Consider the following 23,975-nt stretch of genomic DNA (forward strand, 5'->3'; position numbering starts at 1 on the left):
ATATTAATACATTTGATTTATATTGAATTTATTATCAATAAAAGCTTTTTTAACTATTTCAATATGTTCATGTCCATTAGTTTCAACAGTAACTTCTAGAAGAACATTTCTAAGCGTGTTTCTTGCCTTAAATTGATTATGTTCAAGTCTTACAACGTTTGCATTTACATCTGAAAGTATTTTTGAAATTTGAAGAATTTGACCAGGAGTATTAGGTAACTCTACTGTAAAGCAGAAAAGTCGGCCCCTTGAAACAAGTCCATTATTTATTAAAGACGATATAGTTAACATATCGATATTACCACCACTGATAACTGAAACAACATTTTTATTTTTAAAGTCTAATTTTTTTAAAGCAGCAAGTGATGTAGCTCCTGATGCTTCTGCAATCAACTTATGTTTTTCACTTAAAGTTAAAAAAGCTTCAACGATTTCATCATCTGAAACAGTAACAATATCATCTACATATTCACGAATTATATTAAAAGTTAAATCACCAGGTGTCTTAACTGCAATTCCATCAGCAATTGTATTCACAGTTTCAATAGATGTTAATTTATCTTTTTTAAAACTCTTTACCATTGCATCAGCACCTTCTGCTTGAACTCCTATAATTTTTATATTTGGATTGATTTCTTTTGCGGCTAGAGATATTCCACTTATTAAACCACCACCACCAATTGGACAAATAATAACATCTACATCTTTAAGATCTTCAAATATTTCAAGAGCAATAGTACCTTGACCATAAATAACATCAATATCATTAAATGGATGAATAAAAACAGAACCTTTTTTATTTTCAATTTTTTTTGCTTCATTATAGGCATCATCATAACAAAGTCCATGAAGAATAACATTTCCACCATAATTTTTAGTAGACTCTACCTTTAAATAAGGAGTAGTAGTTGGCATAACAATAGTTGCGTTAACATTACATAGAGAAGATGCATAGGCAACTCCTTGAGCATGATTTCCAGCGGAAGAACAAACTACGCCTTTAGATTTTTCTTCGTTCGTTAGAGAAAGTATTTTATTTAGTGCTCCTCTAAGTTTGTAAGCGCCTGTTAACTGAAGATTTTCACACTTTAGATATACATTATTATCACATACATTAGAAAATATATTGCTATATAATAATGGAGTCTTAGTTATGATATCTCTAATAGCCTCTCTTGCCGTAAGTATTTCTTTTAAATGCATTTTTTCACCTCATTAGTTTAATTTTTTTATTTTTATAGATTTATTATACCATTTTTTTATAAAGTCTTAAGTCTTTTTTGAAAGTAAGGAATTTTCACTAAAACCAAGTTTATCATGTTAAATTCGTAAAACTTGAATAAAAATAAGAAGTAGTATAAATACTAATAAAGTAAGGAGAGGATATAATGAATATAGATTCAAATTTCCCTAAAAATTTACCGCCTCAACATCAAGATAAGCAACCTGGATGTGAAAATTTAATGAACCCAAAACCTATTTATAACCTAGAGGGTTATAACTTTCCAATTGGAAAGTTAAAAGATAAAGTTGCAATAATAACAGGTGGAGATAGTGGTATTGGTAGAGCAGTATCTTTAGCTTATGCTAAAGAAGGGGCTAAAGTTGCAATTGTATATTTAAATGAGGATGAAGATGCAAATATTACAAAAAAACTAATCGAAAATGAAAAAGGCGAGTGTTTTTTAATTAAAGGCGATATTGGAAATGAAAGCTTTTGTGATTATGTTGCAGTAGAAGTAATAAAAAGATTTAAACAAATAAATATTATTGTTAATAATGCCGCAGAACAACATGAAGCTCAAAATATTACAGATATAACACAATCTCAACTTGAAAGAACTTTCAAAACAAATGTTTTTTCTGCATTTTATATTATAAAGGCAGCCCTGCCACATTTAAATAATGGAGATTCTATTATAAACACAACTTCAATAACTGCATATAATGGTCATGAAACTTTAATAGATTATTCGGCTTCAAAGGGAGCGTTAACAACTTTAACAAGATCTCTTGCACTAAACCTTGCAAGTAAAGGTATTAGAGTGAATGCAGTAGCTCCAGGACCAATCTGGACACCTTTAATCCCTTCATCTTTTGATAATGCAAAAGTGGCTAAATTTGGTCAAAAGACACCGATGAAAAGGCCAGGGCAACCAGTTGAACTAGCAGAGGCTTATGTGTTTTTAGCTAGTAACGGTGCTTCATTTATAACAGGAGAAACCATTCATATTAATGGAGGAGAATTTGTTACTACATAAAATTCAAATAAAAAGAGCTAGATATAACACTATTTTAGCATTAAATCTAGCTCTTTTATCAATAAGGTATCTAAAAAATAAATCAATATGATAGTATGTTTTTTATTATAATTTGTTATTTTTAAAAAATGATTAATTTATAGGTTCTAAACTTTCATTAACATCTAAATGTATATTTTTAAGAGCAAAAATTAAATATACAATACCTATTCCATAATAAAGTATAAAGAACACAGGTATTGTTATTCCAACCAATTTTAAAAATGTTTTAAGTAAAATTGGAACTGTTAGTGCATATGCACTAATTTTTATAAGATTACTGTAAGATAGTTTTTTATTCAATATAGATGCAATTATAAGAGCAGCTAAAGGCATTATTGCAAATACACTTATTAATTTACCTATAAGTAAAAATATAAATATTAATACTAATCCAATTATTATAAATATATTACCGAAGGTATTTACTATACGATTAACATATTCAGAAGTTAAGCTGTTTTTTAATTCTAATGATGAGTATTTGATAGTTGTAAACTTAGTGGAATTTTCTTTAAAAATCAATTCATTTTTACCTATAAAAATCCCACTATTATACTTGTCAAGAGATTTAATATCTAATTCATTGCTAGTATCAATAACAAAAATAGTATTATCCTCTTCATAAATAATAGGCATTTCAGAATCAATTATAAGTTCATCATTATCTAAAGTAAATGAGGGCATTTCTTCATTTAATATTGTCTTCATTTTAGAAAATTCCTTGTTAAAAGAAAATCCCTCCTTTAAAACCATAAAGCCTGATGATACAAAAGCCAATAGTAATAAATAAAGAACAGCCTTTGAGAGTTTTTCTGAAATAAAGTAATTGTAAGACTTAAAATTATAGGTGCTATTTATAAACTTTTTTAAAAAGCTCATTTTTTCATTTTCATACATATTTATAATTATCCCCCTTTTTTATTAGTTATATAATTGTAACATATTAGAAAAAAATAAGATATATTACTAATAATATACCTGCACTAAAAAAATTAGTAATCTCCAAATAAAGAGATTTCAAATGAAATCTCTAGTTAAAAGTACTTGTATTAGAAAGAATTTAATCACAAATTAATAAAATAGAGCAAAGTAATGTAAAACTTTGTTGCAATAATGCTTATGTAATAGTAGTATAATAATAGTTAATTAAAGAGATGGAGTGATAATAATGGAAGAAAGATTACAAAAGTATATGGCTAAATGTGGTATTGCATCTAGAAGAAAATGTGAAGAATTAATTTTAGCTGGCAGAGTTAAGGTTAATGGAGAAATAATAAAGGAACTTGGAGTTAAGGTACTTGAAAATAGAGACATAGTTGAATATGAAAATAAGGTAATAACTCCTGAAGAAAGAAAAAGATATATAATATTAAATAAACCAGAAGGATACATAACTTCTCTTTCAGATGAAAAGGGAAGAAGAACTATTCTTGATATAGTTAAGGTTGAAGAAAGGATATATCCAATTGGAAGACTTGATTATGATAGTTCAGGCTTAATAATACTAACAAATGATGGAGACATTTATAATAAAATAATTCATCCAAGAGTAGAACTTGATAAAAAATACATAGCTGTTTGTGATGGAGCTTTTACTGAAGAAGATATACAAAAATTTAAAACTGGTATTAATATTGATGGGTATGTAACGGCGCCTGCAACTATAAGAACAATAAGTGTTGAGCCAAGCCGTGATAGACGTTTCTCTGATGATGCCAAAATATCTACAGTTGAAATAACTATTCATGAGGGAAAAAATAGACAAGTAAGAAAAATGTGTGAAGCTCTTAACGTCCCTGTTTTAACTTTAAAAAGAATATCAGTTGGTGAGTTAGAACTTGGTTACTTAAAAAGAGGAGAGTTTAGAGAACTTACTGAAAATGAATTAAGTTATATTAAGGGACTATAAAAGGAGATTTAATATGTTTAGATATGTTGCAGATATAAGTAATTTATCTCACTTTATTATAAAGAATTTCTTAGAAAATAGAGTTGTTGCAATAGATGGAACTTTAGGAAATGGATTCGATACAGATTTTCTTTCAGATAATTTTGAAAAGGTATATTCATTTGAAATACAAAAAGATGCCTGTAATAAATATAAAAATAAAAATAACGTAGAAGTAATAAATGATTCACATCATTTATTTAAAGATTATGTGAAAGAAGATGTTGATTGTATAATGTATAATCTTGGCTTTTTGCCAGGAGGGGACAAAGGTATAACAACAATGCATATAACATCCTTGCAAAGTATTAAAATTGGGCTTGAAATGCTTAAATCTGGTGGGATAATGACAATATGTATTTACAAGGGACATATTGAAGGTCAAATTGAAGGAACTTGCATTTTAAGTTATTTATCTAAGTTACCTAAGAGTAAATACGGAGTAATGTCTCATAATTATTTAAATAGGGCAGAAGCAGCACCTTTACTTGTAGTTATAGAGAAAAAATAAACTTTTAACAAAAAAATGAAGTATTGATATAATATTCATTAGATGATAAAATTAATTAGACTGAATATTGGATGAAAAGAAGGGATAACGGATGGATAATAACCGTACAGAAAGCTCAAAAGATTTAATGAGATTAATTCAATTAAAATTTTCAAGATTGAGTAAAGGACAAAAACTTATAGCTGAATACATATTAAAAAATTATGATAAAGCAGCCTTTATGACGGCAGCAAGACTTGGTAATTCTGTAGGAGTATCAGAATCGACTGTAGTAAGATTTGCAAATGAGCTTGGTTTCTCTGGATATCCAAAATTGCAAAAAGCGCTTCAGGAATTAATAAAAAATAAGCTTACGACGGTTCAAAGGTTAGAGTTATCAAATGACTATGTAATGGAAGGCCATGCACTTAAAGGTGTTTTAAAAGCTGATATGGAAAATATTAGAGCGACACTAGAAAAAATAAATTATAATACATTCGAGGATGTTGTTAATAAAATATTTGAAGCAAAAAGAATTTATATAATTGGTCTTAGAAGTTCCACAGCATTAGCAGAATTTTTAGGGTTTTATTTAAATATTATTTTAAAAAATGTTAGAACTGTAAGTTATGGAATATCAGATATATTTGAACAAATGATAAATGTTTCTGAAGGTGACTTAGTTATTGGAATTGGATTTCCAAGATATGCAGCTAGAACAATAGATGCATTAGGTTTTGCAAAAGATAGAGGGGCTGAAGTTGTAGCTATTACAGATAGCTTATTATCACCTCTAGCAGCTAAGACCGATTATACTCTTATTGCACAAAGTAATATGGCTTCTTTTGTTGATTCATTAGTAGCACCATTATCAGTGATAAATGCACTTATAATTGCAGTTGGAATGAGAGAAAAAGAAAATATAGCAGATACTTTTGGAAATCTTGAAAAAATATGGAAAGAATATAATGTATATTCATATAATAATAAAAATGTCGGTGACGATTAGTTGAATAATTTAGTGGTTAGGAAATTATATTTCCTAACCACTTTTCTCTTGGAAATATAATGAAAATATATATATCAACATTGAATAAGCATTACTAAAATGGTATTATGTTAAAAGGTATATTCAAATTACCATTAGGAGGATACACTATATGAAAAAAGTAATTGTAATTGGTGCAGGACCAGCTGGGATGATGGCAGCAATAACAGCAGCAAAAGAAAATGAAGTTGTTTTAGTAGATGGAAATGAACGTGTTGGAAAAAAACTATTCATAACTGGTAAAGGAAGATGTAATGTTACAAATGCAAAAGATATATCAGAATTTTTTGATTTTATTCCAGGTAACCCACATTTCCTATACAGTGCTTTATATACATACACAAATTTAGATACTATGAAGTTCTTTGAAGATGAAGGAATAAAGCTAAAAATTGAAAGAGGTGGAAGAGTATTCCCAGAATCAGATAAAAGTTCAGATATAATTAAAGGATTGTCTAGTGGGCTTTCTAAAGCTAATGTAAAAGTAAAACTTAAGAATAAAGTAACAAATATTATTTATAACGGAAATGAAATAATTGGAGTTGAAATTAATAATAACGAAATTTTAAAGGGTGATTATTTTATAATGGCTACAGGTGGAGCCTCATATCCATTAACAGGTTCTAGAGGAGAAGGCCAAGAATTTGCAAAGAAACTTGGACATAAAATTATTACTTTAAAACCAACTTTAGTGCCTATTGTATTAGATGAACCTTGGGTTAAAGAAATTATGGGACTATCTCTTAAAAATGTTGAGCTTTCAGTTATACAAGAAGGTGTTAAAAAGCCTTTATATAGTAATCTTGGAGAATTATTATTTACTAATTATGGGGTATCTGGGCCTCTTATATTAAGTGCTTCAAGATTTATTCATGAAGGGTTAATTTATAAAATAAAGTTAGATTTTAAGCCAGGATTAACAGAAATAGAATTAGATAAAAGGATCCAAAAGGATTTTCAAAAGATTTTAAATAAACCTTTTAAAAATGCTTTAGACAATCTTTTACCTCAAAAAATAATACCATTAATGTTACAGTTATCTGGGATTTCAAAAGATAAAATGATAAATGAAATTACTAAAGAAGAAAGAAGATGTTTAGTAAATTTATTAAAAAACTTTAATATGAATGTTAAAGGATTGAGACCCCTAGCCGAAGCTATTGTTACAGCAGGTGGAGTTGATACAAAGGAAATAGATCCCTCAACTATGAAATCTAAATTAATAAATAATTTGTCATTTGCAGGAGAGTTAATTGATGTTGATGCTTTTACAGGTGGATATAGTGTTCAAATAGCTCTTGCAACTGGATTCTTAGCAGGAACTTACTTATAATTTATATAAATAAGGGAACTGAAATAAAATAAAGAAGAATCTGACTAGTTATTTTTTGAAGATCCCTAACTACATTTGAAAGGTGGAAATAAGATGAGAATATCAGTAGCAATAGATGGACCGGCAGGTGCAGGTAAAAGTACAATAGCGACATTAGTTGCAAAGAAATTTGATTTAATGTATATAAACACAGGAGCTATGTATAGAACAGTAGCCCTAAAGTGTAAAGATAATAATATATCTATAAATGAAACTAATAAGATTTGTACACTTATAGATAATATGGAAATGAAGTTCGAAAATGATGATTTAATATTAAATGGGGAAAATATTCAAAGTAAACTTACTATGCCTGAAATAAGTGCAGTAGTTTCTAGCTTTGCGTCTATAAAGGAAGTTAGAGAAAGACTCGTGAAGCTTCAAAGAGATATGTCAAATAAATTTGATGTAATTATGGATGGAAGAGACATTGGAACAGTGGTTTTAAAAGACTCTAAGTACAAATTTTTCTTAACGGCTACTCCAGAAGAAAGAGCAGATAGAAGATTTAAGGAGTTAGATGAAAGAGGAATAGATGTTAATTATGATGATATATTAAAAGATATTATTAGAAGAGATTATGAAGATAGTAATAGAGCAATTGATCCATTAAGAAAAGCAGAAGATGCTATTGAAATAGATACTACTGGATTAAATATTCAAGAAGTTACAGATAAAATATGTTCATATATTAGAAAAAATTTAAAATAAATATATAAAATATATTCTTAATTTTAATATTTGTAATATATATAAATATATATAGGCGAGTATCTTTTATATAGGAGTAGGAGTAGAAAAATGAAAAATATAATTTTAGCAGAATGTGCTGGTTTTTGTTTTGGAGTCCAAAGGGCGGTGGAAGAGGCTCTAAAAATAAAAAAACAAGCTAATAAAAGAATCTATACATTAGGACCGCTTATTCATAATAATGATGTAGTAAGACATCTAGAGGAAAATGATATTTATGCTATTGAATTTAATAAGCTAGATGAGTTAGTTAAGGGTGACGTAATAGTTGTACGCTCTCACGGAGTATCAAAGGATGTAATGAAAACTCTTGAAAACTATGGATTTGAAGTTTTTGATGCAACGTGTCCGTATGTAACTAATATTCAAAAAAAAGTAAATAAATATTCAAATCTTGGATATAGTATTGTTATACTTGGTGATAATAAACATCCAGAAGTAGTTGGCATTAATGGTTGGTGTGATAATAAGGCTATTATAACAACTGATGGATCTTTTAAAGAAGCTATACCAAATAAAATTTGTGCTGTTTCTCAAACAACAGAAAAAAAAGATAACTGGGATACAACGTTGAAGAATATTTCATCTAGTTGTAAGGAACTATTAGCATTTAATACAATATGTTCAGCAACCGAAGTTAGGCAAAAAAGCGCAAATGAGCTATCTAAGTTAGTAGATACTATGATTGTTATTGGTGGAAAGAATAGTTCAAATACTACTAAACTTTATGAAATAGCTAAAAATAACTGTGAAAATACTATTCACATTGAAAATTCCAATGAATTAACAAAAGAATTTATTGAAAATAATAACTTTAACAAAATAGGAGTTACAGCTGGTGCATCTACGCCAGATTGGATAATAAAAGAAGTTATAGATATTATGGAGGGGAATTTTAATATGGAAGATCAGTTAAAATTAATGGACGAGTTAGATAGAAAATTCTGTATCGGAGATGAAGTTGAAGGGGAAATTTTATCTATTGGTAAAGACGAAGTTGTGGTTTCACTTGTAGGATATAAATCAGATGGAGTAATTCCATTTAGTGAATTAACAATTTTAAAAAGTATAGAAGAAGCTATAAATGAGCTTCATGTTTCAGATAGTATTACTGCGAAAGTTATTAAACTTCAAAACGAAGATAGAAATGTTGTATTATCAAGACTAGAGTATGAAAAAGATATAGCTTTAAATGAATTAGAAAATTTATTTAATAATAAAGATACATTTAATCTAACTATTAAGGAAGCTAAGGAAAAGGGCTTAGTAGCATATTATAAAGGCGTAAGAATATTTATACCAGCATCTCAAATAGATAGTAAATTTACAAATAGTAAAATTGAGTTTGTAGGAGAAATTTTTGAGGTGAAATTAATTGATTTTTCAAGACAAAATCCATCTAAAATTATAGCTTCTAGAAGAATTATAATTGAGGCTAAGGAAACTATTAAGGAAAATGCTATTTGGGATAATATAAGTATCGACGATATTTTAAAGGCTCAAATAAAAAGATTTACGAAATTTGGCGCATTTGCTGAAGTAAATGGTGTAGATGGATTAATTCATTTATCACAAATTTCATGGAGCCATGTTAAGTCGCCTGAAGATGTATTAAAAAAAGGTGATATAGTAGATGTTAAGGTAATTGATATGGATAGAGATAATAAAAAATTATCTCTAAGTATTAAAGCTTTATTACAAGAGCCATGGGCTAATGTTGAAGAAAAATATCCAGAAGGATCTGTAGTTCTTGGTAAGGTTGTTAGACTTAATGATTTTGGGGCCTTTGTAGAGCTTGAGCCTGGAATCGACGGATTAGTTCATATATCAAAGATAAGTCATGATAGAGTTAATAATCCATCAGATGTTTTATTTGTTGGACAGGAAATAAAAGCAAAAATATTAACTGTAGATAAAGCAAATAGAAAAATTGGATTAAGTATGAAGGATGTTGAGTAGATAATATAAAAATTAGAGTAATTTACAAGAAAAGTCATGCATATAATTTTATATGTATGACTTTTTTCTTGACTAAAAATAAATGGAAGATTTATACTAACTGTATAGAAATTAATATTAGAAAATAAAAACATTGAATTTCTGGATAATAATAAAAAAAAGATACTTAAAAAGGGGACATGTTATGATATCATTAAAAAAATTAACTTCACAAAATTTAGATGAATTTAAAAAAGTATACTCTCAAAGTAAACTTAGTGAGAACTATGATAGAGATTTTTTCAAACTTTATGATGAACAAAATTTTGTTGTGAAATTTATATTTAAAAGGTTTTTAAAATTATTTACATATAATAATGATATTATTGGTTTTATGTGGTATGAAACGCCTATGGATATAAATATAAGAATTTGGGCTTTATATATTGATAATAGATATTTAAGTTTATTAAATGAAAAATTATTAAAAAGTTTTAATAATAGTCTTCTATCATATGAAGCTGTAGATAGTAATAGAAATATAGAGACTTTGCAAAACCTTGGATTTAAAATGGTTAGGCCAACAGTATTTATGAAATTACAAATAAGTAATTATAATAAGGATAGTTACTTATTAAAATACGAAAATGGAAAAGACAATACTAGTAAAATCATTACATTTAGAACCTTTAAAATAGGAGAAGATGAAGAGATTAGGTGTAAAATACAAAATGATATCTTTTCAGATTATAGTAGAATCCCTTTAACTATTGAAGATGTATATAGTGATTTAAATCAAGATTATTATATTAATGACCTTGCTATATTTATAGAAGTTAATAATGTTATAATTGGATATGGACAAATAGTTTTCAATAGAGATATCTACACAGTAGTTAATTTTGGTATTATTGCAGCCTATAGGGGAAGAGGATATGGGAGGCTATTATTAAATAAATTAATTATTCTTTCAACTGCAAAGGCTATGCAACATCTATATATTAGAGTAGATAAGAATAATACAAAAGCAAGAGAATTATATAAATGGGCAGGCTTTGAGGAAAAGTATATGATTTCAAAGTGGGAAAGATAATTGTCCTTGACAAAGGGTACATTTTATCCTAACAAGGTGTCTATTTTTGTGCTAGGAGGTATTAACTATGAATATTCTAAGTAAAGAACAAAGTGAAATATTGATATGATGCTCGAAGGTGTTAATATAAGTACTCTTTATGTATGGAAGGATTTAGGCTTTGTTAGGGTTGAGCTAGAGGAGCGCAGACGTGAACTAGGAAAGGCGGCGAGAAACCAGTTAACCAATAAGGTGACTATGTTAAGAAGATCATAGAGCTTGCTAACAATAGAACAGACCAACGTTAAGTTGCAATCTAATAAGTAAGCTATTGGATCTCCTGGTACTGTTAAAGAGGACGCTAAGGATGTTGGCAATAAAGAATACTACAAAAGGATTTGGATAGCTTAAAGTTTAAGGTTGTTAAGTAGTTTATATGACTATGCCCATAGTAAATACCGATATAAAATTTAATACCCTGACAACTGGAAAGAAGTATATGATGATTGGAATCTTAGAAAACTTACAGCTGTTGAATCTATGGAGCTTACAGTACTTAAAAAGAATACATTTTATAACTTAGTTAAAAAACATGAAGAAAAATAAAGGAATTTTAGGAATAATATCGAAATTAGTATATATCAAATTTACAATGGAGGATATATTATGATAAATAAGAGTGATAAAAATAAAGAAATACAAAATAATGGTACTCTTGAGAAGAGATCATTAGATTTTGGGCTTGAATGCGGACCTAGTCCTTCATACGATAGACCTAAAAGGCCGGGCACTATTACAGAAAATAGTAAAAAAAATAAATAACATGGTAAAAGCTGATGAGATACAAGCAATAATAGATGTATTACCAAACATTTTTATTAACTTTGTTCCAGGATATATTTATATTCAAGTACATAGATATGTATTTAATATAAAAGGGGGAGAAATTAAAAATAATATATTTGAATATATTATGTTAAGCTTTATAATTAATTCTATAGCTATATTTTTACTTAACATATTTAATTATTTTTGTAAAACAAATTTTAGTATGATAATGAAATCTGTACAATTAATCATATATATTTTAACAATCACATTAAGTTATCTTGTTTCTATACTTCTAAAATCTGAGTATTGGAGTAAGAAAATGATACAATTAGGTATAAATAGAAATAATTCGAGTAATGTTTTCCGTGAACTTATAGATTATGAGAAGGGGACTTGGGTAAAAATTTATATGAATAAAGAGAAAATTGTATATGATGGAGCACTTATAAAATTTGATTTTAAAGGGAAGTATGAAGAAAGTTTCATAATATTAGAAAATTATGAAACGTATGAATACGGTGATAGTGGACTTCATAAAAAAATGTTTATTGATAAAGGATCAATTAATAGCCATGTTGCTATAAAAGTTAGTGAAATAAGTAGATTAGAAGTAACTTATGAATCTACTAGTAAAAAAATATCTAAAAAATCAGTTAGTTGAGTTAATATAAAATAAATAAATATAAAAAAGAACTCTAGAAATAGGGTTCTCTTTTATATGGATTAGTAGCGTAATTGTAGTGCGACAGGCTGTTAACCTGTGGGTTGAAGGTTCAAATCACTCCTAATCCGCTTAATACACCCTCTTTTTGGTTTGCAACCCTTTTGTGAGTATATTGACAAAATTTAAACTGCTAATTAAAGGATTTAGAACCTCTTTATCGAATGGTAATATTTGAGAGAGGTGAAATGTATTGTGCTAAATGGTTTGAAAAAAGATTTTATTGATAAAACTAATAATAAATCAAAAATAACTTATCAGAGAAAACTTAGTGTTTTTATAGAGTTCCTTGAAAATGAGTGTGGTGTTAGTAGTCAGAATTACAAAGAAACTTTAAAAGGAATAGATGATGATAAGATACTGAAGAGTATAGTATATTATGTTCATAAATACGGGGTAAAATATAAATGTACTATTGATAATTTTTATTCTGTAATTAAACAATTCTTTGCTTATATCGGAAAAGATGAAGGAATCAAAAATAATATTTTTGATAGTAAAATAGAAGTAGTGAAATTGAACAAACAAGTAGATGATAAATGTAAAGAATTGAAATTAAATCAAACTGACTTAAAAGAAATTATGGGTGAAGAAGAGTTTAGTTCATTACTGAAAGCTTGTAATGAGAGTATTAATAAATATAGTGTTTCCAATTATGAAACAGAGAATAGTCATAAAAAAATAGCTGGATTATTTATTTCAGCGGTAATAATTAAATTGGTAATGTACACAGGAATAAAAAATATAGTTATACCAACTATTTTAAAAAATGATTATGATAGTGAATTAAATAAAATATCAATAAATGGAGTTACTTTGGATTTGCCGGACAACTTAGCTTATGATTTAAAGAAGTATGCTGAGCTAAGGTCGGCGATTTTAAGAAAAAATGGAAGATTGACTAATGATAATGAATATAGTCAATTTTTTATTACACAGAAGGGTGAATATATGAGTAAACCAGAATCGTCAGAAATATATAAACTAATGGGTGAAAAATTGGGTACAACTGAGGGGGAGAGTCTTTGTAAGTATGTTATAATGAAGCAAATTGAAGAGGGTATTGAAGTTCTTGATATTATAAATTTGACGAGAAATTCATTTGATGCTTGTATGCATTGTAAAGAAGAGCTCACTTTACTAGTAGATAAACAAAGAAGTGATACTATAACTTTAAAGTTAAGAGGTAGTAAGTTATATAATATACTATAAATTAATTAAACAGGTGGTAAAGTGAAAATACAATTTGAGTTTAATAGTGATGACGAACGTAACAAATGGTTACTTTATCACTATCTTAAAAAATATTATGTAGATGTTGGTTTAAGTGAAATTGATGCTGAAAAGAACACTGATGAAGTGATACTTCAAAACTCTAAGAATTTATTTGGGTTCCATGGTTTATCCTGGTTCCTAGGTAAAATAAGCTTAGAGTTTTTTTGTTTGTATTATAGGGGTAGCGTCAGCAAAATGCGGATTTACAACGCTAAGTAAATTTGATGTAGTATTTTCAATACTTTAACAGCTCTAATGACCTTTAAAGTAGGAGACATTAAATACTTATTAAAATTAATTAGTATTGTGATACAAATCATATGGGACACTTCAAAGTGTTGATTTTACTAGAATTAAGGAATGTATCAATAGAGTCTATCCTATTGATAAATTCCTTAGCGTTGTAAATCAGCATAAATATGACGATACCCCAACTAAAGTAGTTAGATCAAACGACTATTTGGCAGGACTGGGTGCTTCTTACTATGGACGAAATTACTTTTTAGAGGGATCAGGTAGAAATATTGACTACGCAATAACTCCGGGAGTTACCTCAACAAGCAAGATGTATTGTTCTAAACTCGTTTGGCAATGTTATGACGGAGCAGGTTTACAGTTCAAACAAGCGGATCTGAACATAGTTGCATATACACTTAGTTACAATATTCCATCAATAATATCTCCATATGATTTCGTAGATGATGCTACTGTAAAACATAATGGATTTAGTATTGTGAAAAGTTTTAACTGGTAGTAATTTCACTATCATAATTATATAACTATAAAAGAAAATATTTGAAAATTATTAGTAAAATAAAAAGGAGCTATGTCTGAATAATTAAGACATAGCTCCTTGAAAATTAAAAAATCTATAAATACCCTTTTCCTGAATTAACGACTTTAGTTTTACTTTTATCACTCCACATATAAATTTGCATTACAGATTCATCCTTATAAAATATCACTGATACACTATATGGAAGAACTCCACCTTTAAGCGGATTATAGCATGAACTTATACTTTTTATATCATCTTTAGTATAACCTCCTTCAGATAATTGCCATACAGTAGCTTCTAATATTTGTTCTCTTTCAATTTGATTTCCTGTAAAATATACTTTCTTTCCTAAAATAGCAATGATAAAAAATAATATTATAATTAATATTATTTTTACAATTTTTTTCATATTACCCATCCTTTTTATGTTTCATTTGTTTTTTTATTATATATTATAAGTAATTTAATATCAATATAAACATTTCGAGGTATATTTGGAACATTTTATCTTTGATAGCAAAGTGAATTGCAATCACTACAATACCACTAAACCCTCCTTTAAAATAAATATATGAATTATGTTTTCAAAATAAGTTTAAAAGTAATGTATTACCAATATGTACTGGTAAGTCAGCTTTTGGTGATTTAGGTCCTACGTGTTGCTTATAAACATAAAACTTATATTCTTATTTAGGTTCAACTGCTGAAAAATTCATTAATAAAACAGCAGCCAGGTCTGTACATAGATCAATAAGAGAATATTTAAAAAATAGAAATTAAGCTAGTCTTTATTTTAAATTGATAATTATGGTATAATATTTAGGAGAATTTATAATTAAAGGGGAATAATATATTATGGATAATAATATGATAAAAGTTAAAAATAAACTCTTTTTTATTCAAACCTATGGATGTCAAATGAATGAAGAAGATTCTGAAAAACTTTCTGGTATGTTAAAAACAATAGGGTATTCTAGTACAGAAGTTAAGGAAGAAGCAGGAATAATAATTTATAATACTTGTTGTGTAAGAGAAAATGCAGAGACTAAAGTGTTTGGAAACCTTGGACATTTAAAAGCATTAAAAAGAAAAAATCCAGATCTTATAATTGCAATTTGCGGATGTATGATGCAGCAAGACGGCATGGCCGATAAAATTTTAAAGAATTTTACTTTTGTTAATATAATATTCGGTACTCATAATGCATTTAAATTTCCAGAGTATTTAAATAGAGTAAAAACAGAAGGGGTACAAGTTAAAGAAATATTTAATAAAGAAACTGAAATAGTTGAGGGAATTCCAATAGATAGAAAAAGTGAAGTAAAGGCATTTGTAACTATTATGTATGGTTGCAACAACTTCTGTACATATTGTGTAGTTCCTTATGTTAGAGGGAGAGAAAGAAGTAGAACTCCAAAAGATATTGTTAAAGAAATAGAGGAATTAATTTCAAAAGGGTATAAGGAAATAACTCTACTTGGGCAGAATGTTAATTCTTATGGAAAAGGTTTAGATGAAGAAATAACTTTTGCCATGTTACTTAGAAAAATTAACGAAGTACCTGGAATAGAAAGAATTAGATTTATGACACCACACCCAAAGGATTTAACTGAAGATGTAATCTTAGCTATAAGAGATTGTGATAAGGTATGTGAACAAATACATTTACCAGTTCAAAGTGGGTCAAATAGAATATTAAAGAAAATGAATAGGAATTATACACGTGAAAATTATATAGAGTTGATTAAGAAAATAAGAAAAGAAATACCTGGTGTAACAATTACAACTGATTTAATTATAGGCTTTCCAGGTGAGACAGAGGAAGATTTTGAAGATACATTAAACTTAGCTAAAGAAATACAATATTCATTAGCATTTACCTATCTTTATTCTAGAAGAAATAATACACCAGCTGATATAATGTTAAATCAAGTTGCTGATAATATAAAACATGAAAGGTTTAATAAATTAGTAGATGTAATTAATAAAGGTGTTATTTCACAAAACAAGACATATGAAGGACAAACTGTAGAAGTACTTATAGAGGGTAGTAGTAAAAATGATTTAACTATGTTAACTGGTAGAACTAGAAACGGTAAACTTGTAAACTTTAAAGGTGAAAATATAAAAAGTGGCGATTTAGTTTTAATAAAAATTATAAGAGCTCAACCATTTTCCCTTATTGGAGAAGTAATATAGATACTTTTTATAATGCATAATAAAAAGTATAATAAAAAGAGAAACTCTGATTTAGCAGAGTTTCTCTTTTTGTGATATAATATAGGGATAAGAAAACTTAGGCAGATTTTTTTAATAGACTACAATATTAGTCTGTTATTTTTCAATACGCCTTGAACAAAAGGGGAATAATATGATTAAAGAGATATTATTAGAAAGTTTTAATAGGGATACAACAGGAAGAAATGGTATTAAAGGTAAAAGGATACTAGATAATGACTTAATATCAACTTTTAACTCATTTGTGGAAGATGATTTGATTTATATAGATGCTAAGGTTATTTCGGAAAATTTCTTTAATGAATATTCAACTAAAATTGAAATGGATTTTAGAAATAAATCTATTATTTCTACATACTGTACTTGTATAGATTATGAAAAACATGAATTTGCTAAAAGTAATTACTGCTGTAAACACTTAGTAGCAATTTTTTATAAATTTTTAAGAGAGCTCGATACAAATAGTACTCTTAAAGAAAGGTTTATAGATAGGGAAGATGGAAATGTATTTGCAAATGCTAAAAATGGAATATTAGATATGTTATTATCTGATATTAATTCTAATGAAGAGTTAAAATTAGATGTATATGTAAACAGACAAAACTGGAGTAATAAAATTAGTGCAGATTTTAAAATAGGTCCAAAAAGCATGAGCTCTAATAAGCTGTATGTAATAAAGGATATTAATCAGTTTTTAACAGCTATACATAATAAAGTTCCTGTAAAGTACGGAAAAGATTTTACTTTTGATATTAAAAAGCAAAAAATTAGTGTAGCAAATAGACGATTAATTGATTTCATGGATCAATTAAAAGATATAGATGGAAATTCTAATTCATTTACAAAAAGGCAAGATAAGAATATTGAAGGTAAATCAATTATTCCTCCTAAATATTTAATTAGGGAATTTTTTGAAAGAATACAAAAGCATAGAGTATATCTAAATGAAGGCTTTTTTTATAGACCTGTTGAAACAGATATAATACTAGGTGCACCAAATATCGATTTAGAATTAAAGCTTATTCGTGATACATACATTCTAAAAAGTTCTGGGGGAATGCCGGAATCATTAACAGATAAAGGGGATGTATTTTTTTATGGAAGCTCTATATTTATACCGAATTATGAGTTTTGTTATAAAATAAATCCATATTTAAGTGTGTTTAATAACACAAAAAGTGTGACTATTCCTGCAAGCGATGAGAAAAAGATACTAACTAAATTAATACCAGAGATGCATATGCTATCAGACAATGTGAAATTATCTGTAAATATTAAAAATAAAATAGTTAATGAAGAGGTTGAATTTAGATTTTATTTTGATAAAGAAAATAGTGCTGTTACATTAACTCTAAAGGTTAAATATGGAATTTATGAATTTAACATATTTGAAGACTGTATAGAGAAAATAATATATAGAGATACAAAAAAAGAACAACAAATGCTATCTATGCTTAGAGGTCTTGGATTTGAAGAAATAGAATGTATCTTCCATCTTATAATGGGAGACGACTATATATTTAGATTTTTCAAAAATGAAGTGGATAAACTTCAAGAACACGGTGAAGTTTATTACTCTGAAAACTTTAAAGGCATAAAACATTTAGGATCTAAATCTATAAATGGAGATATAAAAGCGGGAAAATATAATTATTTTGAGATGGACTTTATTTTAGGTGATATTAACACTTCAGAAACAAGCAATATATTAAGAGCTTTTAGAAGCAATCTTAAATATTACAAATTATCAAATGGCGAATATTTAGATTTAGAAGAAATAGAGTTAAATAAATTTCTTAAACTGCTTGATGTTATAAATCCAGATGATGAAATAATTAATAATAAAGTAAGCTTTAATAAAAATAAAGGTGCTTTTGTAGATAATTTCTTAGATGATAATAAAATTAGATTTATTAAGGGTAAAAAAGAATTGAAAGAAATTAGAGATAAATTTAAGTCTATTGATAAATTAAAGTTTAAAGAGCCTAAAGATATTAAAGCTGATTTACGTGAATATCAAAAGCATGGTTATAACTGGTTTAAAACATTAGATTATTTAGGATTTGGTGGAATACTTGGAGATGAAATGGGACTTGGAAAAACTCTTCAGGCAATAACTTTTATAGCATCTAATGAGTCTGCTAAAACTTTAATAGTTGCACCAACTTCACTAATATATAATTGGCATAGTGAAATAGAAAGATTTGCACCAAAGCTAAAAGTTGCAATTGTTAATGGAAACCCTGATGAGAGAGAAACTATGATTAAAAATATAGATAAAGTAGATGTAATAATTACTACCTACAATTTATTAAAAAGAGATTTAGAAACTTATAAAAGCTTAGAATTTGATTATTGTTTTTTAGATGAAGCACAGTATATAAAAAACCCACATTCTCAAAATTCAAAAGCAGTTAAGGAAATTAAGGCTAAATCAAGATTTGCACTTACAGGGACTCCTATAGAAAATTCTCTTATGGAACTTTGGTCTATATTTGATTTTGTAATGCCTGGATATCTTTATGATGAAAAAAAGTTTAGTGTTAGATATCATAAAAAATTAAAAGAAGAACCAGTGGTATTAGAAGAATTAAATAAACTAATTAAGCCATTTATACTTAGAAGACATAAAAAGGATGTTATAACTGAACTTCCAGATAAAATAGAGAAAAAATTAGTAGTTTCTTTAAACGACGAGCAAAAGAAAATATATGGAACATATGCAAGGCACGCTACAGATCTTATTGCTAAAAAAGTTCGGGATGATGAGTTTAAAAGTAGCAAGATAGAAATTTTATCTTATATAACAAAACTTAGACAACTTTGTCTTGATCCATCTATATTAGTTGACGGTTATACAGGTGGAAGTGGTAAAATAGATGCATTAATAGAACTTTTACATCAAAGTATAGAAGCAGGTCATAAGATTTTAGTCTTTTCACAGTTTACATCAGTATTAAAGAATATTTCAGAGAGATTAAATAATGAATATATAACTTACAGTTATTTAGATGGTTCTATTCCATCAGAAAAAAGAATGTCTCTAGTTAAGGATTTTAATGAAGGTGATAATTCTGTTTTCCTAATTAGTTTAAAAGCCGGTGGTATTGGATTAAACCTTACATCTGCAGATATTGTAATACATTTTGACCCATGGTGGAATCCAGCAGTTGAAGATCAAGCTACAGATAGAGCTCATAGAATAGGGCAAAAGAATGTAGTGGAAGTTATTAAACTAATATGTAAGGGAACTATAGAAGAAAAAATAATTTCACTTCAAGATGAGAAAAGAAGTCTAATAGCAAAGCTTATGGGTGATGATTTATCTAGTATAAATAGCCTTACAGCTTTAACAGAAGAGGAAATCATAGATTTATTTAATTAATATTATAAGCTCCTAACGGATATAGGTTATATTTGTTGGGGGCTTTATTTATATTTGTAAAATCTAATTGGGACATTTTTTAAAAGAATCCAGTATTATATCTATAAACTATTTAATAATAGTATTAGAACAAATATAGAACTTAAATATATATTAATAATGATAGTATATAATATTGGAGGTTTCTATGAGTTATAGTGATATGTATAAATCAATAGGTCTTAAGACCGAACTTAATAGGCTTGAAGTTCAAGTAAATATAGGATGGGAAAAGGAACTGCGAACACTTAAGCTACTGGGGTTAAAAGATAATGTTAAAATTTTAGAAATTGGTAGTGGGCCTGGATTTGTAACTGAACGGTTATTGAATGCTTTTCCGAGTAGTAATATAGTATGTTTAGATATAGATGAATTAATGCTTAATATTGCAAAGAAGAGACTGGGGCATTATGAGAACAATAGGATATATATTATGCAAGGAAATGTAATGAATATGAAAATAAAGGATGATTTATTTGATTTTGTAGTTGTTAGATTAGTTTTTCAACATTTAAAAGATCCTATAGGTGCTTTAAAGGAAATTTTCAGAGTTTTAAAACCAGGTGGAAAAGTTATAATAACAGATATCGATAGTGGTATGTGGGGAGTAAGCGAGCCTGAGGTTAATAAAGTTATTAATAAGTTTGGAAACATTCAAGAAGCTGGTGGAGGAGATAGAAAAATTGGAAGGAAGCTCTTAAAAATATTGAAAAGTTCTGGATTTATAGATTTAGATTTTGAAGCTGTTGTTAAACATAGTGATATGGATGGAATGGATTCATTAAAACCTAAAGTAGATATAGATTCAATAATGAAAAATAATAACTTTAATAAAGAACAATTAAGAAAAATTATTTCGATGTATGATAATATATCCGATTCTACAGAATCGGTAGTAATACTAATATTATTAATGGCAAGTGGTAGGAAGCCATCTAATTTAATAGAAACTTAACTAAATAATCTTTTTATGATAAAATAGAATAAAATAAAATAGTAATAAGGGCATTTAAAAATGTCCTTTATAAATGGAGGATACATAATGGCACTTACCCCAATGATGGTACAATATTTTGAGATAAAGGAAAATTATAAGGATTGTATAGTCTTCTTTAGACTAGGTGATTTTTATGAGATGTTTTTTGATGATGCAAAAACTGCATCTAGAGAATTAGAACTTGTTTTAACAGGACGAGATTGTGGAATGGAAGAAAGAGCTCCTATGTGCGGAATTCCTTATCATGCATCTACAACCTATATTTCAAGGCTTATAGCTAAAGGATATAAAGTTGCTATTTGCGAACAAGTAGAGGATGTTTCTGTGGCAAAGGGCATAGTTAAGCGAGATGTAGTTAAAGTAATGACTCCAGGAACATATGTAGAACAAAATGCAGATAGCAAATATAAAAATATATATATACTGACTATTTATGAGGAAGGTGGATATTTTGGTGTTGCCTCTTCTGATATATCAACAGGAGAATTTAAAACAACTGCTTTTATAAATTTAAGAGCTACTCTTTTAGATGAAATATCTAAAGTGTCACCAAAGGAAATTATAATAGATAATAATTTTTCAGATAGTTTATTAAAAGAGATAAGTGATATAACCACTGCCTTAATTACAAAGCGTGACTTGCAAAAGTTCCTAACTAGTGATGAAGAGTTAATTAGTCAATTTAGTGAAGCTGAAGTAGTAGGATTACCAAGTGCTTCTAAAATGGCTTCTGCAGTATTACTTAAGTATATATACGATACTCAAAAAATAAGCTTAAGCAATATAAATCTTTTAGAATACTATGACATAATAAATTATATGACTATTGATTGTAATTCAAGAAGAAATTTAGAACTTACAGAAAACCTAAAAGAAAAGTCCAAAAAAGGAAGTTTAATTTGGGTTTTAGATAAGACTGCTACCTCTATGGGTGGGAGAAGTATTAGAAAATGGATAGAAGAACCTTTAATTATTAAATCAGAGGTAGAGAAAAGATTAAACGGCGTAGAAGAACTCTGCAATAAGATGTATTTTAATGAAGATTTAAGAGTGTCACTTAAAGATATCTATGATATTGAAAGAATTGTTGGTAAAATATCAAATAAAAATGCTCATGGTAAGGATCTAGTATCATTAAGATCATCTTTAAGTAAAATACCTGATATTAAGACTAGACTTAAAGAGTGTAAATCTAACCTTTTAAAAGAATGGTTTAATGATTTAGATGAACTTTTAGATGTAAATGAACTTTTAACTAGATCACTATTAGATGATCCAACGCTATCACTTAAAGAAGGAAATATTATTAGAGATGGTTTCAGTAGTGAAGTAGATGAACTTAGAACTGCAAAACTTCACGGTAAGGAGTGGATAGCAGCCCTTGAGCATAAGGAAAGAGAATTTACTGGAATTAGATCATTAAAGGTTGGATATAACAAAGTATTTGGTTATTACATAGAAATTTCAAGAGCTAATTATGGATCTATTCCTGAAGGAAGATATATAAGAAAGCAAACTTTATCTAATGCTGAGAGGTTCATAACGCAAGAGCTTAAAGAGATGGAGGAAAAGATACTAGGGGCAGAAGAAAAGCTTGTAGGGATTGAATATGACCTTTTTATAGGTATAAGAGAACAAGTTGAAGAGGAAATAGGAAGACTTAAACAAAGTGCTAGAATTTTAGGTAACTTAGACGCATTATCAACACTTGCGTTAGTAGCAGTAGAAAATGATTATATAAAACCAGAAGTAAACGAAAGTGGAATTATAGATATAGTAGACGGAAGACATCCTGTTGTAGAGAAAGTAATTGGAAACGGAGAATTTGTTTCTAATGATACAATTTTAAACAGTGAAGATAATCAACTTCTATTAATTACTGGACCTAATATGGCTGGTAAATCTACTTATATGAGGCAAGTAGCATTAATTACACTTATGGCACAAATAGGTTCTTTTGTTCCTGCTAAAAAGGCTAACATATCACTATGTGATAAAATATTTACTAGAATTGGTGCATCCGATGACTTAGCAGGTGGAAAATCAACTTTCATGGTAGAAATGTGGGAAGTATCTAACATTTTAAAGAATGCAACTTCAAAGAGTCTTGTTCTTTTAGATGAAGTTGGAAGGGGTACTTCAACTTATGATGGATTAAGCATTGCTTGGTCAGTAATAGAACACATATGTAATAATGAAAATTTAAGATGTAAAACATTATTTGCTACTCACTATCATGAGTTAACAAAACTTGAAGGTGTTATTCAAGGAGTTAAAAATTATTCAGTAGCAGTTAAAGAAATAGAGGACAATATTATTTTTCTAAGAAAGATAGTTGAAGGTGGAGCAGATCAATCTTATGGTATAGAAGTTGCGAAGCTTGCAGGTATTCCTATGGAAGTTATAAATAGAGCGAAAGAGATATTAGGTTCTCTTGAAGGAAATAAAACTTTGGAAATAGCACATACTAGAAATACTAAAGAATCTATTATTAATTTAGATACTCCTTGTGATGAACAAGAGATTTGTATAACTTTAGTGAAAGAAAATAATAAAACAGATGAAAATGTCAAGGTAGACAAAGTTAGTGAAGTATATGATACAATAGAAGAAAAAATAACAAATAATAAAATAGATATTCATAATAATAACTTCCAGATGGATTTTACAATGATGGAAAAGGAATCTTTAATAAATAACATATCATCTATTGATATTATGGGCTTAACACCTATGGATGCTATGAATACTTTATATAAAATTGTACAAGAAGCTAAAAGTTTTAAATAA

General features: G+C 27.8%; 19 protein-coding genes and 1 tRNA gene. 17 read left to right on the plus strand and 3 right to left on the minus strand.

Annotation, left to right across the window (positions count from 1 at the left end):
* Positions 1-3 precede the first annotated feature (3 nt).
* Positions 4-1,203 (minus strand): threonine ammonia-lyase, encoded by a 1,200-nt coding sequence (ilvA, locus tag J1C67_RS15115; protein WP_167865058.1) that lies wholly within the window; start codon positions 1,201-1,203, stop codon positions 4-6.
* A 185-nt stretch (positions 1,204-1,388) separates the two neighbouring features.
* Here ilvA and J1C67_RS15120 point away from each other — a divergent pair, with 185 nt between their 5' ends.
* Positions 1,389-2,261, plus strand: a complete 873-nt coding sequence (locus tag J1C67_RS15120; RefSeq protein ID WP_167865059.1) for an SDR family oxidoreductase — start codon at positions 1,389-1,391, stop codon at positions 2,259-2,261.
* 132 nt (positions 2,262-2,393) lie between these two features.
* On the opposite strand, the gene J1C67_RS15125 is transcribed toward J1C67_RS15120, so the two are convergent.
* On the minus strand, positions 2,394-3,200 hold the full coding sequence (locus J1C67_RS15125; RefSeq protein WP_167865060.1) for a DUF1189 domain-containing protein: 807 nt from the start codon (positions 3,198-3,200) through the stop codon (positions 2,394-2,396).
* 271 nt (positions 3,201-3,471) lie between these two features.
* On the opposite strand from J1C67_RS15125, the gene J1C67_RS15130 reads away from it, so the two are divergent.
* The 12 genes from J1C67_RS15130 (at position 3,472) to J1C67_RS15185 (ending at position 14,502) form a co-directional block, all read left to right on the plus strand.
* On the plus strand, positions 3,472-4,212 hold the full coding sequence (locus tag J1C67_RS15130) for a pseudouridine synthase (protein ID WP_089965999.1): 741 nt from the start codon (positions 3,472-3,474) through the stop codon (positions 4,210-4,212).
* Positions 4,213-4,225: 13 nt separating this feature from the next.
* Positions 4,226-4,762: a tRNA 5-(aminomethyl)-2-thiouridylate-methyltransferase MnmM gene (gene mnmM, locus J1C67_RS15135; protein WP_167865061.1), complete on the plus strand. Its 537-nt coding sequence runs from the start codon at positions 4,226-4,228 to the stop codon at positions 4,760-4,762.
* Positions 4,763-4,853: 91 nt separating this feature from the next.
* A complete protein-coding gene (locus J1C67_RS15140; protein ID WP_167865062.1) occupies positions 4,854-5,750 on the plus strand; it encodes a MurR/RpiR family transcriptional regulator in 897 nt (298 codons plus the stop codon).
* 151 nt (positions 5,751-5,901) lie between these two features.
* Entirely contained in the window at positions 5,902-7,122 is a 1,221-nt protein-coding gene (locus J1C67_RS15145; protein WP_167865063.1) for a BaiN/RdsA family NAD(P)/FAD-dependent oxidoreductase, read from the plus strand.
* A gap of 93 nt (positions 7,123-7,215) precedes the next feature.
* The gene (cmk, locus tag J1C67_RS15150; RefSeq protein ID WP_167865064.1) at positions 7,216-7,872 is read left to right on the plus strand and encodes a (d)CMP kinase; all 657 of its coding nucleotides are present in this window, start codon (positions 7,216-7,218) and stop codon (positions 7,870-7,872) included.
* 90 nt (positions 7,873-7,962) lie between these two features.
* Complete coding sequence (locus J1C67_RS15155) at positions 7,963-9,870, plus strand: bifunctional 4-hydroxy-3-methylbut-2-enyl diphosphate reductase/30S ribosomal protein S1 (protein ID WP_167865065.1); 1,908 nt, start codon at positions 7,963-7,965, stop codon at positions 9,868-9,870.
* A 184-nt stretch (positions 9,871-10,054) separates the two neighbouring features.
* Positions 10,055-10,942: a GNAT family N-acetyltransferase gene (locus J1C67_RS15160; RefSeq protein ID WP_167865066.1), complete on the plus strand. Its 888-nt coding sequence runs from the start codon at positions 10,055-10,057 to the stop codon at positions 10,940-10,942.
* A 645-nt stretch (positions 10,943-11,587) separates the two neighbouring features.
* Positions 11,588-11,743, plus strand: a complete 156-nt coding sequence (locus tag J1C67_RS15165; protein WP_167865067.1) for a hypothetical protein — start codon at positions 11,588-11,590, stop codon at positions 11,741-11,743.
* A 1-nt stretch (position 11,744) separates the two neighbouring features.
* Positions 11,745-12,413: a hypothetical protein gene (locus tag J1C67_RS15170; RefSeq protein ID WP_167865068.1), complete on the plus strand. Its 669-nt coding sequence runs from the start codon at positions 11,745-11,747 to the stop codon at positions 12,411-12,413.
* 59 nt (positions 12,414-12,472) lie between these two features.
* Positions 12,473-12,544, plus strand: a tRNA-Asn gene (locus tag J1C67_RS15175).
* 136 nt (positions 12,545-12,680) lie between these two features.
* A complete protein-coding gene (locus J1C67_RS15180) occupies positions 12,681-13,685 on the plus strand; it encodes a hypothetical protein (protein WP_167865069.1) in 1,005 nt (334 codons plus the stop codon).
* A 523-nt stretch (positions 13,686-14,208) separates the two neighbouring features.
* Entirely contained in the window at positions 14,209-14,502 is a 294-nt protein-coding gene (locus tag J1C67_RS15185; protein ID WP_207253525.1) for a hypothetical protein, read from the plus strand.
* A gap of 115 nt (positions 14,503-14,617) precedes the next feature.
* Here J1C67_RS15185 and J1C67_RS15190 read toward each other — a convergent pair whose 3' ends face one another.
* Positions 14,618-14,935 carry a DUF3139 domain-containing protein gene (locus tag J1C67_RS15190; RefSeq protein WP_167865070.1) on the minus strand — a complete coding sequence of 106 codons (318 nt, stop codon included), beginning with the start codon at positions 14,933-14,935 and terminating at the stop codon, positions 14,618-14,620.
* A 446-nt stretch (positions 14,936-15,381) separates the two neighbouring features.
* On the opposite strand from J1C67_RS15190, the gene miaB reads away from it, so the two are divergent.
* The 4 genes from miaB (at position 15,382) to mutS (ending at position 23,975) form a co-directional block, all read left to right on the plus strand.
* Positions 15,382-16,725: a tRNA (N6-isopentenyl adenosine(37)-C2)-methylthiotransferase MiaB gene (gene miaB, locus J1C67_RS15195; protein ID WP_167865071.1), complete on the plus strand. Its 1,344-nt coding sequence runs from the start codon at positions 15,382-15,384 to the stop codon at positions 16,723-16,725.
* Positions 16,726-16,897: 172 nt separating this feature from the next.
* Positions 16,898-20,149, plus strand: a complete 3,252-nt coding sequence (locus J1C67_RS15200) for a DEAD/DEAH box helicase (RefSeq protein ID WP_167865072.1) — start codon at positions 16,898-16,900, stop codon at positions 20,147-20,149.
* A 187-nt stretch (positions 20,150-20,336) separates the two neighbouring features.
* The gene (locus J1C67_RS15205; protein ID WP_167865073.1) at positions 20,337-21,143 is read left to right on the plus strand and encodes a class I SAM-dependent methyltransferase; all 807 of its coding nucleotides are present in this window, start codon (positions 20,337-20,339) and stop codon (positions 21,141-21,143) included.
* An 87-nt stretch (positions 21,144-21,230) separates the two neighbouring features.
* Positions 21,231-23,975 (plus strand): DNA mismatch repair protein MutS, encoded by a 2,745-nt coding sequence (gene mutS, locus J1C67_RS15210; RefSeq protein ID WP_167865074.1) that lies wholly within the window; start codon positions 21,231-21,233, stop codon positions 23,973-23,975.

This window comes from Clostridium gasigenes (genome assembly GCF_017348895.1).
In the GTDB taxonomy this organism is placed as follows: Bacteria; Bacillota; Clostridia; order Clostridiales; family Clostridiaceae; genus Clostridium; species Clostridium gasigenes.

Excerpts from the sequence above, each read along its gene's own strand:
- ilvA (WP_167865058.1), bottom strand. The coding sequence starts at position 1,203 with ATGCATTTAAAAGAAATACTTACGGCAAGAGAGGCTATTAGAGATATC.
- J1C67_RS15120 (WP_167865059.1), top strand. The coding sequence starts at position 1,389 with ATGAATATAGATTCAAATTTCCCTAAAAATTTACCGCCTCAACATCAA.
- J1C67_RS15125 (WP_167865060.1), bottom strand. The coding sequence starts at position 3,200 with ATGTATGAAAATGAAAAAATGAGCTTTTTAAAAAAGTTTATAAATAGC.
- J1C67_RS15130 (WP_089965999.1), top strand. The coding sequence starts at position 3,472 with ATGGAAGAAAGATTACAAAAGTATATGGCTAAATGTGGTATTGCATCT.
- mnmM (WP_167865061.1), top strand. The coding sequence starts at position 4,226 with ATGTTTAGATATGTTGCAGATATAAGTAATTTATCTCACTTTATTATA.
- J1C67_RS15140 (WP_167865062.1), top strand. The coding sequence starts at position 4,854 with ATGGATAATAACCGTACAGAAAGCTCAAAAGATTTAATGAGATTAATT.
- J1C67_RS15145 (WP_167865063.1), top strand. The coding sequence starts at position 5,902 with ATGAAAAAAGTAATTGTAATTGGTGCAGGACCAGCTGGGATGATGGCA.
- cmk (WP_167865064.1), top strand. The coding sequence starts at position 7,216 with ATGAGAATATCAGTAGCAATAGATGGACCGGCAGGTGCAGGTAAAAGT.
- J1C67_RS15155 (WP_167865065.1), top strand. The coding sequence starts at position 7,963 with ATGAAAAATATAATTTTAGCAGAATGTGCTGGTTTTTGTTTTGGAGTC.
- J1C67_RS15160 (WP_167865066.1), top strand. The coding sequence starts at position 10,055 with ATGATATCATTAAAAAAATTAACTTCACAAAATTTAGATGAATTTAAA.
- J1C67_RS15165 (WP_167865067.1), top strand. The coding sequence starts at position 11,588 with ATGATAAATAAGAGTGATAAAAATAAAGAAATACAAAATAATGGTACT.
- J1C67_RS15170 (WP_167865068.1), top strand. The coding sequence starts at position 11,745 with ATGGTAAAAGCTGATGAGATACAAGCAATAATAGATGTATTACCAAAC.
- J1C67_RS15190 (WP_167865070.1), bottom strand. The coding sequence starts at position 14,935 with ATGAAAAAAATTGTAAAAATAATATTAATTATAATATTATTTTTTATC.
- miaB (WP_167865071.1), top strand. The coding sequence starts at position 15,382 with ATGGATAATAATATGATAAAAGTTAAAAATAAACTCTTTTTTATTCAA.
- J1C67_RS15200 (WP_167865072.1), top strand. The coding sequence starts at position 16,898 with ATGATTAAAGAGATATTATTAGAAAGTTTTAATAGGGATACAACAGGA.
- J1C67_RS15205 (WP_167865073.1), top strand. The coding sequence starts at position 20,337 with ATGAGTTATAGTGATATGTATAAATCAATAGGTCTTAAGACCGAACTT.
- mutS (WP_167865074.1), top strand. The coding sequence starts at position 21,231 with ATGGCACTTACCCCAATGATGGTACAATATTTTGAGATAAAGGAAAAT.